This is a genomic window from Myroides injenensis M09-0166, assembly GCF_000246945.1.
Classification (GTDB): Bacteria; Bacteroidota; Bacteroidia; order Flavobacteriales; family Flavobacteriaceae; genus Flavobacterium; species Flavobacterium injenense.
Genome location: NZ_BAEX01000094.1, coordinates 1 through 12511 on the forward strand (window position 1 = coordinate 1; position 12511 = coordinate 12511).

Annotated in this window: 9 protein-coding genes; 8 read left to right on the forward strand and 1 reads right to left on the reverse strand. The window is 32.9% G+C overall.

The genetic code is table 11. The features are described 5' to 3' along the window. Positions 1–241 precede the first annotated feature (241 nt). Positions 242–739, reverse strand: coding sequence for a lipocalin-like domain-containing protein (locus RH98_RS13105; RefSeq protein WP_010255700.1), 498 nt, complete (start codon positions 737–739; stop codon positions 242–244). Between the two features lie 547 nt (positions 740–1286). On the opposite strand from RH98_RS13105, the gene RH98_RS13110 reads away from it, so the two are divergent. From RH98_RS13110 to RH98_RS13145, 8 genes are all read left to right on the forward strand, one after another. After that, positions 1287–2456, forward strand: coding sequence for a homogentisate 1,2-dioxygenase (locus tag RH98_RS13110; RefSeq protein ID WP_010255702.1), 1170 nt, complete (start codon positions 1287–1289; stop codon positions 2454–2456). A gap of 27 nt (positions 2457–2483) precedes the next feature. Then, on the forward strand, positions 2484–3644 hold the full coding sequence (hppD, locus tag RH98_RS13115; protein WP_010255704.1) for a 4-hydroxyphenylpyruvate dioxygenase: 1161 nt from the start codon (positions 2484–2486) through the stop codon (positions 3642–3644). Between the two features lie 260 nt (positions 3645–3904). Then, positions 3905–4687: a DUF3108 domain-containing protein gene (locus RH98_RS13120; protein ID WP_010255707.1), complete on the forward strand. Its 783-nt coding sequence runs from the start codon at positions 3905–3907 to the stop codon at positions 4685–4687. A gap of 3 nt (positions 4688–4690) precedes the next feature. Continuing rightward, complete coding sequence (locus tag RH98_RS13125; RefSeq protein ID WP_010255710.1) at positions 4691–5614, forward strand: tryptophan 2,3-dioxygenase family protein; 924 nt, start codon at positions 4691–4693, stop codon at positions 5612–5614. A gap of 21 nt (positions 5615–5635) precedes the next feature. Then, complete coding sequence (locus RH98_RS13130; RefSeq protein WP_010255712.1) at positions 5636–6880, forward strand: M23 family metallopeptidase; 1245 nt, start codon at positions 5636–5638, stop codon at positions 6878–6880. A 4-nt stretch (positions 6881–6884) separates the two neighbouring features. Continuing rightward, positions 6885–8495, forward strand: coding sequence for a glucose-6-phosphate isomerase (pgi, locus tag RH98_RS13135; protein ID WP_010255715.1), 1611 nt, complete (start codon positions 6885–6887; stop codon positions 8493–8495). Positions 8496–8611: 116 nt separating this feature from the next. After that, entirely contained in the window at positions 8612–11386 is a 2775-nt protein-coding gene (locus RH98_RS13140) for a TonB-dependent receptor (RefSeq protein WP_010255717.1), read from the forward strand. 150 nt (positions 11387–11536) lie between these two features. Then, positions 11537–12487: an aldo/keto reductase gene (locus RH98_RS13145; protein WP_010255720.1), complete on the forward strand. Its 951-nt coding sequence runs from the start codon at positions 11537–11539 to the stop codon at positions 12485–12487. The last annotated feature ends 24 nt before the right edge of the window (positions 12488–12511 follow it).

Sequence of the window (12511 nt, forward strand, 5' to 3'; positions counted from 1 at the left end):
CCTTGTTTTATATCTGCTGTAGGAGATGGAACATTTGGTAATAGTTTCTTTTATTTAAGTGAATAAACGGCTACTAATTTCTCTTTAATAGGAAATATTGATAATAGGAAATTTACTGTTTTCATTTTATTTTTTAGTAGATTAATCTTAAAAGTCGTACTTGAATTAAATACTAAAAAATTTAAAGAGCTACTTAGTTTAAACTAAATAGCTCTTTAAACAATGTTAATCAATAATTTAATTATTTTCGTACGTATTCGAATTTTAAATAAGTAGTTCCTTCAGGAAAATCTTCCCCATCTATATCTTCTTCATCTAACTTCTCTAGAAGTAAAAAAACAAACTTATTAGCGTTTAATTCAATTATTTCTGCTTCTTCAATATATCTTTCGCCATCATCTTCTGATTCAATAATTAACTTATTTCCTTTAATACTATATTTATCTGTTCCAGTCTCAGTTTTGCACTCATTAATAGAACCAGCTATGAATCTGTAAAAATACGTATAATTAACTACATTCTCTTTGAATTCCCTTTCATCAATACCACAAGCATCATTATCATCGGCATTTACTTCACCAATTACCTTTTTATTTTTATCTAAAAAGAAAATTTTTGAATCTATCCAAGTACCTAAAATATTTGATTTATAATTAGTTGACGAATTATCGTCACTAGAACAACTAATAGTACTTACAGACAATAAAGCAACCATAGCAAGTAATAAAATCTTTTTCATATAATTTATTTTTAGCTAAGTTTTCTAGTTGATTCAGAATTTACAGAATTCAAGCCTGATTCTTTTTAATTGCATCAATGCGTTAAATGTAAATGTACTTTGGGTAATGATACCGCAGTGATGCCGCTATGATACCGCTATGATGCCGCAAAAAGTACATAATATAGCGGCATCATTGTGGTATCATGGTGCGAAGAATGTGGTATCAATATTCATCATCTTTAGTTGTCTAAGCATAAGATTGTATAGTTTCTTAAATCTTAAATTAATTGGTTATCTTGATAGTTATGGGATTATTTATTTAAGATTAATAAGATTATAACAAGGCTTTATAGGTTTATTCTTTTAACTGTGTTTAGTTATAGATAATGTAATAAATTTTGGTTTAAAAATTGGATAATATAATTTTATTTAGATATTTGTGATATATGAATACGCAATGGTACGGTTTATTGGCTTATTTAAAGTTTCTTATCAAGAGAGATCCTGAATGAGAAACAACTTACTTATTATATATTATTACCAACCAAAAAACATATAAGTAATTATGCCTTTATATCACCAGTTAGGGAATATACCCCCTAAACGTCATACCATTTTTAGAAAAGAAAATGGTGATTTGTACTATGAGCAATTGTTTGGAACCATTGGTTTTGATGGTATGTCCACTAATATGTATCATGAACACAGACCTACTCAGGTAAAGAGAATTTTAGGACAATATAGTGTCGCTCCTAAAATAGCCAAAGCAAATAATATCCAATCTTATCGATTAAGAGGTTTTCAGGTTTCTCCAGAAGAGGATTTTTTAGAAAGCAGAAAAGCAGTTCTTACCAATAGTGACTGTACCATTGTATTAGCTGCTCCTAAAAAATCTACTGATGATTATTTCTATAAAAATACCGATGCAGATGAGTTAATATTTATCCATAAGGGAAGCGGTACTTTGCGTACTATGTTAGGAAATTTAAAGTTTTCTTATGGAGATTATTTACTGATCCCGAGAGGTGTGATTTATAAAATGGACTTCGATGACGAGAATAATAGACTTTTTATTGTGGAGTCGCGAAGACCTATTTATACGCCAAAACGTTATCGCAACTGGTTTGGGCAGCTCTTAGAGCACTCGCCATTTTGTGAGCGAGATATAAGAAGACCTGATCACCTAGAAACTCATGATGAGAAAGGTGATTTCTTAATCAAAGTGCGCAAGCAAGATGAGATATTCGATATGATTTATGCAACGCATCCTTTTGATGTCGTAGGTTACGATGGATATAATTATCCATATGCTTTTTCTATACACGACTTTGAACCTATCACAGGAAGAATTCACCAACCACCTCCTGTGCATCAAACTTTTGAAACAGATGCTTTTGTAGTCTGTTCATTTGTACCTAGGCTATATGATTATCATCCTGAGTCTATTCCAGCACCGTATAATCACAGTAATATTGATAGTGATGAGGTGTTGTATTACGTAGATGGGGATTTTATGAGTCGCAATGATATAGAGGCAGGGCATATTTCATTACATCCTGCAGGTATTCCTCATGGTCCACACCCAGGAGCGGTAGAACGTTCAATAGGTAAAGAAAAGACGGAAGAATTGGCAGTCATGGTGGATACTTTTAAACCATTGATGTTAACGGAAGAAGCAATGAAGATTGCTGATGAGCAGTATTACAAGTCCTGGTTAGATCCAGAAAATAACTAATAAACTACAACCAAAAAACTATATATTATGAGCAAAGAAGTTAAATCAGTAGAGTTTGGCTTAGAAAAGATATTTGAAGGGGCTAAAGATTTTCTCCCTTTATTAGGAACTGATTATGTTGAATTTATTGTTGGGAATGCAAAACAAGCTGCCCACTTTTACAAAACTGCTTTTGGTTTTCAGTCCTTAGCTTATGCTGGATTAGAAACTGGAGTTCGCGACAGAGCCTCTTATGTTTTAGTACAAGATAAAATTAGAATTGTACTTACGACACCTCTGACTGCTGAATCGCCATTAAATGATCATATTGTACAACATGGTGATGCTGTTAAAGTTGTAGCATTATGGGTAGATGATGCAAGACAAGCCTATAAAGAAACTACGCAAAGAGGAGCTAAATCTTATATGGAACCAATTGTTGAAAAAGATGAGTTTGGTGAAACTGTGCGTGCTGGAATCTACACCTATGGCGAGACAGTGCATATGTTTGTGGAACGCAAGAATTATAATGGGGTGTTTTTACCTGGTTTTGTTAAATGGGAAAGCGATTATAACCCTACGCCAGTTGGTCTAAAATATGTTGACCATATGGTAGGTAATGTGGGATGGAATCAAATGAATACATGGGTAAAATGGTATGAAGAAGTAATGGGATTTGTGAATTTCCTATCATTTGATGATAAACAGATTAATACAGAGTATTCTGCATTAATGAGTAAGGTGATGTCTAATGGTAATGGACGTATTAAATTTCCAATTAATGAACCTGCCGAAGGGATGAAGCGATCTCAGATAGAGGAGTATTTAGACTTTTATAATGGTGCAGGAGTGCAACATATTGCAGTAGCAACAGATGATATTATTTATACTGTTGGCGAAATGAAGAAGAGAGGAGTAGAGTTCTTGTCTGCACCTCCTACAGCATATTATGATGCGATACCTTCACGTCTAGGTGATCATATGGAGATGATGAAAGAGGATATTTCTGAATTACAAAAGTTAGGTATCATGATCGATGCTGATGAAGAGGGATATTTACTACAGATATTTACGAAGCCAGTAGAAGATAGACCTACACTTTTCTTTGAAATTATCCAGAGAATGGGGGCTAGAGGCTTTGGTGCAGGTAACTTTAAAGCACTTTTTGAGTCAATCGAAAGGGAACAGGAAAAGAGAGGAACGCTTTAATATTCAGTTAATTAAAATGTAAAAAGTCAACCATTTAATTGTGTAAAAGTTAAACAATAGTTAAAAATAACTATTGTTGGTTTTTGTATTGAAAAAGCTATACATTTGCACTCGCAAAAATAAGGTCGTCATAAGCTTTATTTGAGTGTAATAAATTTTTCATAATTTATAGTTTTTTGGTTGGTTAATAGCATAAAAACTCAGTCATTTGTTTGGCTGGGTTTTTTTGTTTACTATTTTTGATATAAAAAAACAACTTTATGAAAAGAATTATAACACTATTTCTACTAATAGGTCTTTGTCTTAGCGGTACATTGTACGCTCAGACTTCTACAAAGGCTTTTAAATCAGGAGAATACCTTAAGTTTCGTATTACTTACGGAGTATTAAATGCAGGTATTGCTACTCTTGAATTATCTGATACTATAGAAAACGGTATTCCGGTTTATCATGCAAAAGGTATAGGTTATACTACTGGCGTTCCTAAATTGTTTTTTAAAGTTTACGATGATTATCAAAGCTATTTTGAGAAAAATAGTGTCATTCCACATAGATTTATTCGTAAGATTGATGAGGGAGGCTATACCAAGAATCAAGAAGGTTTTTTTGATTACAAGAAAAAGAAGGTTAAAGTCAAAGACTATGAAAAAGATACTACAAAGGAATTTGATATAGTTAAAGATGTTCAAGATATAGTTTCGGCTTTTTACTATTTACGAAAATACCCAAAGCTTAATGAATTAAAAGTTGGTGAATCTATTGAAATTGATATGTTTTTTGATGGAGAAGTCTTTCGTTTTAAATTAAAATATTTGGGAGAAGAAGTTTTAAAGTCTAAGTTTGGACGTATTAAATCAATGAAGTTTAGACCTTATGTAATGGCTGGGCGTGTTTTTAAGGAAAAGGAAAGTTTAACTGTTTGGGTATCTTCTGATTCCAATAAAGTGCCTTTGCGAATAAAAGCTAGTTTAGCTGTTGGATCATTGAAAGCTGACTTAGAAGAATACGAAGGTTTGGTTACTGATATGGTTTTTACAAAATAAAGTATGGAGGAAAAGATTTTAGGGGAGATAAGAACTAAGTTTGATGCTATTGCTCAAAAGACAGAAACTCATTTGGAGGGATTGTTGTATGCTAAGCCATTAACTTATTGGGATTATATACAAGTAGATGCCTTGTTGGCTCTACAAACTCAGCGAACTACATTAAAGGATGAAATGGTTTTTATAGGCTATCATCAGATTAATGAGTTGCTTTTTAAGATGATATTGTGGGAAATAGATCAAATAGCAGAGCGAGATAATATAGATGTATTATTTTTTACTGAGCGATTAAATCGTATCTCTAGCTATTTTGATATGTTGACTTCTTCGTTTGTAATCATGAAAGATGGTATGGACAGAGAACAGTATTTAAAGTTTAGAAACACCCTTGCTCCCGCAAGTGGTTTCCAAAGTGCACAATATCGCATTATTGAATTTGCATCTACAGATTGGATAAATCTTATCGATGCGAGGTTTAAAAGTCATATTTCAGAGAATATTTCGCTTGATGAAGCGTTAGATAAAATGTATTGGCAGGCAGCAGGCAAAGATTATGCAACAGGTAATAAGTCTTATTTGCTTAGTGAGTTTGAAAAAAAATACAAGAAAGTTTTTATTAATGCCATGAAAGATTATGAAAAAACAAATTTATGGCAGAAATTTGTTGAGTTGCCTAAGAAAGAACAGGAGAATGAACAATTAATTCAGGCAATGCGTCATTATGATAAAACAGTAAATATTACTTGGGTAATGGGGCATTACGAAACTGCTCTTAAGTATTTGGAAGGGCCAGAAGGTACTAAGGAGGCAACAGGAGGAAGTGATTGGAAAAAGTATATGTTACCAGAATATCAAAAAAGGATATTTTTTCCTGCATTATGGAGTACAGAAGAAAAAGAAAATTGGGGAAAAAAACAAGTTGTTTAGTTATATAAAAAAAGTAAAGGTTTGAAGCAAATTATATATGGTTTATTAGTAGGGATGATGTTATTTTCTTGTAAAAATAAGAATGAAGATACAATTGTTGTAGAAGATAATATAGAAGACCATACTGAGGAGAAAGTAGCGGAGTTATATGGCTTTAATTTAAAAGATTATGTTGTTATTGATGATACTATTCGCAGTGGAGATAATTTAGGGAAAATCTTTGGGAATAATAATGTAACTGCTACAGAGGTACACAATATTGTGACTAAAGTAAAAGATACTTTTAATGTTCGCAATATTAGAGTAGGCCAACCATATACGTTGATAAAAGCGAAAGCTACACCTGACAAATTAGCAGCTTTTATCTATCATCCAAATATTACAGGATATCAAGTTATCGATTTGCGTGATTCTATTCATGCTTATACTAAAACTTACCCAGTTACGATAAAAAGAAGAACAGTTGCAGCTACAATTGATGGTTCCTTATCTTTGAGCTTGAGTAAAGCAGGAGTGGATCAATCATTAGCAACTAGAATGTCTCAGATTTTTGCATGGTCTATTGACTTTTTTAAATTGCAACCAGAGGACAGATTTGCTGTAACAATTGAAGAAAAATACATTAACGATACAATTTATGTCGGTATCTCTAAAATTGATGCTGCTTACTTTAGATATCGAGGTAAGGATTTATACTCATTTCCTTATAAACGTCCTGGAGCAAAAGGTGTCGATTATTACGATGAAGAGGCTAGACCTATGAAGAGTATGTTCTTAAAAGCACCATTAAAGTTCTTTAGAATTACTTCTCGTTATTCAAAAAATCGTTTTCACCCAGTTCAAAAACGTTGGAAGTCGCATAATGGGACTGATTATGCTGCGCCAACTGGAACACCAATTATGTCAACTGCTTCAGGAGTAGTAGAGAGAGCTGGATATACGGCAGGTAATGGTAATTATGTAAAGGTTAGACATAATGGTACTTACTCAACTCAATACCTACATATGTCAAAAATATTAGTAAAAACAGGACAGTATGTTGAACAAGGACAGACTATTGGTTTAGTTGGTAGTACAGGTTTAGCTACTGGTCCACACGTTTGTTATAGATTCTGGAAGAATGGTGTTCAGGTGGATCCTCTTTCACAAGTTTTACCAAATTCTGAACCAATGGATAAAAAAGACATACCTTTGTACAAAGAACATATTAGCCCGTTAAAGGCAGAGTTAGATAAAGTTATTAAAGATAAATTTTCACAAGAATAAGTCCATGTTGAAGAATGTGAATCCATCTAGAACAAATGCTTGGCAGAATTTGCGTAAGCATTTTGCAGATATGGAGTTTGTACAAATGCAGAAATTGTTTGAGTCCAATGCTGATAGAGCAGAACAAATGCATATTAATTGGGGCTCTTTATTACTTGACTATTCAAAGAATAAAATCACCACAGAAACAATAGAGTATTTAGTCGATCTAGCTAAAGAAGTCGATTTAGGATACGCAATAGAAAGTATGTTCTGTGGCAAAAAAATAAATGTCACTGAGAATAGAGCAGTTTTGCATACTGCCCTTAGGGATTTTTCAGATGATGGTTCTACTATTGAGGTAGATGGAGTAGATGTACTTAAAGAGGTACGTGCTACTCGCGATAAAATGAAAGATTTCACAGAGGCTGTACTTAATGGTTCTTATGTAAGTTCGTCAGGTGAAAAATTTACAGATATCATTAATATAGGAATAGGTGGATCTGATCTAGGACCAAAAATGGTTGTGGAAGCATTAGTGAACTATAGAAACGATTTGAATATTCACTATATTTCTAATGTTGATGATGATTATCTTTTTGCGACTCTTAGAAAACTTGATCCTAAGAAAACTTTAGTTCTTATTGTTTCAAAAACATTTACTACACAAGAGACAATTGCGAATGCCCATCATATTGTAAAATGGTTGAATTTAGATAAGGAAGCCTTAAGCCAACATTTAGTTGGTATAACAGCCAATGTTCCAAAAGCAATCTCTTTTGGAGTTAAAGAATCTAATATTTTTCCGATGTGGGATTATGTTGGAGGTAGATTTTCATTGTGGAGTTCTGTTGGTTTGTCTATAGCATTAGCTATCGGATATGACAATTTTGAAAAATTATTAAAAGGGGCTTATGAAATGGATCAACATTTTAGAAAGACACCTTTTGAACAAAATATACCTGTTGTATTAGCATTATTGAGTATATGGTATAATAACTTTTATGGATACGAAACAGAAGCTGTTGTTCCATATAGTGAATTACTAAATAAGTTGCCTGCTCATTTACAGCAGATGATAATGGAGAGCAATGGTAAGGATAAAAATAGAGAGGGGTATCCTGTCAATTATCAAACAGGAACATTAATATGGGGAGAAGTAGGAGTATCTGCTCAACATGCTTTCTTTCAGTTATTTCATCAAGGAACGAAAGTTGTTCCAGTTGATTTCATTGGTTTTGTAAAGCCGTTTTATAATTGTGAACATAACCATGATATTTTGATGTCTAATTTCTTTGGGCAATCTGAAGCTTTATTAAATGGTAAAAGAGGTGAGGTTTTTGAGGAAGGTGAGATCGAAATGCTTAAAAACTTTAGAGATTTTGAAGGTAATAAACCTTCAAATACGATTTTAGTAGATAAACTAACCCCAGAAAGCCTTGGTAGTTTAATCGCACTTTATGAACATAAGACGTTCGTTCAAGGAATAATTTGGAATATTTTTAGCTTCGATCAGTTTGGTGTTGAATACGGAAAAGTGTTAGCAAAGAATATACAAAATGAAATAAAAACCAAGAATATTGCGAATCATGATGCTTCAACTAGCTTTTTATTGAATTATTATTTAAACAAATAGTTTTTTAGAAAGATTCAAAATAGTAGTGTAAGTTAAATTTTAATGTTTGCATAACATTAAAAATGTTTGTTTTTGTACATTTGCTTCGAAAATAATTTATCACTTACACTTTTACAATGAAAAAAATGAAGAACTGGGTGCTGTTGTTCGTAATGATAATTACGTCAGCGTCTGCATTTTCACAAAACAAAGTAACTGGTACAGTTGTTGACCATGAATTTCAATCGGGATTACCTGGGGCAACAGTAATAGTTAAGGGAACACAAAATGGTACTTCTACCGGTATAAGCGGAGAGTTCGAATTGAATGTTTCGAAAGATAAAGGAGAGATTGTAATCTCTTTTATAGGTTATCAATCGAAAACTGTCACTTACACAGTGGTTGATAAGAAAGCAAACTTAGGAACTATTATCCTAAATGCTGATGAAAATATGTTAGATGACATCGTTATTATGGGTGTGGCTGACGTAGCAAAAGATCGTAAAACGCCAGTGGCTGTTTCGACAATTAAAGCTTCAGAAATTCAAGAAAAACTTGGTGCTCAAGAGTTTCCTGAAATTTTAAACACAACTCCTTCTGTGTTCACTTCTCAAGGTGGTGGAGGATTTGGAGATGCTAAAATGAATATCCGTGGATTTGATCAAAAAAACATTGCTGTATTAATTAATGGTATGCCTGTTAATGATATGGAAGGTGGATCAGTTTATTGGTCTAACTGGGCTGGAGCATCAGATATCGCTTCTGCAGTACAAGTGCAAAGAGGTTTAGGGTCTTCTAAGATTGCTATTTCATCAGTAGGAGGTACAATGAATATTCTTACTCGTACTTCAGATATGAAAGCTGGTGGATCTTTATCTGCTGGTGTTGGAAACAATGATTACTTCAAAGGTTCTGCTTCATATAATACTGGAATCTTAGATAACGGATTATCTGCATCTATCTTAATGTCTTATACAAGAGGTGATGGATATGTAGAAGGTACAAACTTTGAAAGTACAAGTTATTTCTTAGGTTTAGGTTACCGTTCAAAAGATAGCCGTCACAATGTGCAATTTACTTTTACAGGTGCTAATCAATGGCATAATCAAAGAAGTACAAACTCAACGATAGAAGATTTTATCAAGTATAGTAATAATGATAAACCTAATAAAAAATACAATGCTGATTTCGGTATGTATAATGGTGAAAAGTATTCTATGGCTAGAAACTTCTATAATAAACCAATTGCATCATTAAACTGGGATTACAAGATTAATGATATCTTTACTTTAAACACTGTAGCTTATGCTTCATGGGGACGTGGAGGAGGAAATGGTGCTATTGGTAAAATCAATGGTTTAGATCAAAGAAATGCTAAGTTTAAAGATGCTAATGGTCATATTCGTTTTGATGATATTGCTGCATGGAACTCTGGTAAACAAGTTTCTGACTTTGGAGCTAATAAGAAAATGACTGATGGTGACTATTATTCTACTACAAATAATGGACTAGTTCGTAGAGCTAGTATAAATTCACATGACTGGTATGGTACAGTAATGAATTTAAACGCTAAAGTAAATGAGAACTGGAATTTTGATATTGGTGTTGATGCACGTACTTATGTGGGATATCACTTCCAAGTTTTAGATGATTTACTTGGTTCTGCTGGTTATATCGATGATAAACATAAAACTGCTGGAAGTAGAATTATCACAGAAACTTACACTAGTAAAGCGCCTGCAAATCCTTGGGTTGACTGGTCAAATAGAGAAAAAGTTGCTTATGATAACGATGGTAACGTTAAATGGTTAGGAGGATTTGGTCAAGTAGAATACTCTAAAGATAATCTAACTGTGTTTGCTCAAGGGTCTATATCTAATCAATGGTTTAGACGTATTGATTATATGACTTACAATAGAAATACACCAGAGGGAGCAAGTAAATACAAAACTTCTTGGAAAAGTTTATCAGGAGGAAGTATTAAAGGTGGATTAAACTATAATATCAATGAACACCACAACGTGTTTGTGAATTCTGGATATTTCTCTCGTCAACCATTTATGAATAATGGTGTGTATATCAATAATAGTAATGATATCAACCCTAATTTAAAAAATGAGAAAATCGTTGGTATTGAATTAGGTTATGGGTTAAGACTTGAAAACTTCAAGGCTAATGTTAACTTGTATAGAACTTCATGGAAAGATAGAATTCAAAGAATATTTGAAAGAGATATCTTTAATGTAGGTACTGGAGGTGCTGCACAAACAGCAGGTTATGCTAACTTATACGGAATTGAACAAGTACATATTGGTGCAGAGGTTGATTTCGTTTATAATCCAGTAGATAAACTTGATATTACAGGGTCATTCTCATGGGGAGATTGGAAATATAAAGGTAACGTTAGTGCGGATTTCTTAGATGAACAAACTAATGCTCCTATTCTTGATCCAACTACTCAGAATCCAATGAGAAAAACATTGTATTTAGATGGTGCAAAAGTTGGTGATGCTCCTCAATTTATTGTGAATTTAGGTGCTGCTTACGAAATTGTTAAAGGATTAAAAATAGATGCTAATTATCGTTATAACGATAAGTTCTATGCAGCTATTAATCCAACTGATTTTAGTGATAAAGATCATAAAGGTTCTATCTCATTGCCAGCATTTAATCTATTTGATGCAGGTTTATCATACAAAATGGAAGTTGGAAAAGATAAGAAAAACAGTGTTTCAATGCGTGTTAACGTAAACAACGTTTTTGATACAACTTACATTTCATACTCTAGAACTAACATTCATTCAGGAGATGCTAAATCAAGTGGTAAAACTTGGAAAGGTGTAGATACAAATAACGAAGTTTTCTTCGGAAATGGTAGAACATGGAACGTAACTTTACGTTATAATTTCTAAGGAGTATTTTTAAGAAAGTTATTTTTTATATATAGAAAGCGACTGTCGAATAGACAGTCGCTTTTTTTTTATGGTTTTATTAGCATTCAATTGAGATAGATTTTTTTTTATACCTTTAACTTAGTAGTCTTAATTAAAATTAGATTCATTATGAAAAAATATAAATTTGGAACAACTGAGTTAGAAGTACCTGCGCTGTCTTTTGGTGGTAATGTATTTGGATGGACATTGGATGAGAAAGCATCTTTTAGAATGTTGGATGAGTTATATGATAATGGCTTAACATTTATTGATACGGCTAATAATTACTCGCATTGGGTGCCTGGTAATGTAGGTGGGGAGTCAGAAGCAATAATCGGTAAATGGTTCAAAGAAACTAAGAAAAGAAATGGTATTGTCTTGTCTACTAAGGTTGGTGGAACGATGGGTGATGGAACTAGTGGGTTAAAAGCTGAATATATACGTCAATGCGTAGAAGCTTCCTTAAAGCGTCTTAATACTGATTTTATTGACTTAAATTTTTCTCATTATGATGATTTGAATACAGATCAGGAAGAGACAATGGAAGTATATAATCAATTAATTAAGGAAGGGAAAGTACGTTATCTAGGAGCTTCTAATTTGGAAGCAGATCGTATTAAGTCAGCTAATCTTATTGCACAAGAAAGAGGGTGGAGTAAATATGTAGCTATTCAACCCCTATATAATTTGTACGACAGAGAGAAGTTTGAGAAAGAGTATCTACCATTAGTGAAAGAAGAGGAATTAGCTGTAATGAGCTATTTTGCCTTAGCAAGTGGTTTTTTAAGTGGGAAATACAGAACGCAAAGTGATTTAGAAAATAGCTCACGAAAAGATATGGTAAAAGGGTATTTGAATGACAAAGGAGTTAGAATTCTTGATACATTAGAAGTTGTTGCTAAACATCATAATGCTACAATGGCTGAAGTTGCGATTGCTTGGCAGGTACAGAAGCCTGAGATTACTACACCAATCGTTAGTGTGACTAGTTCTAGTCAATTAAAAAGCTTAATAAATGCTGTAGGATTACAATTAACTGCGGAAGAAATGAACCAATTAGATGAAGCTAGTCTTTATTAAGTGAGAGTGTTTAAATAAAGGTTT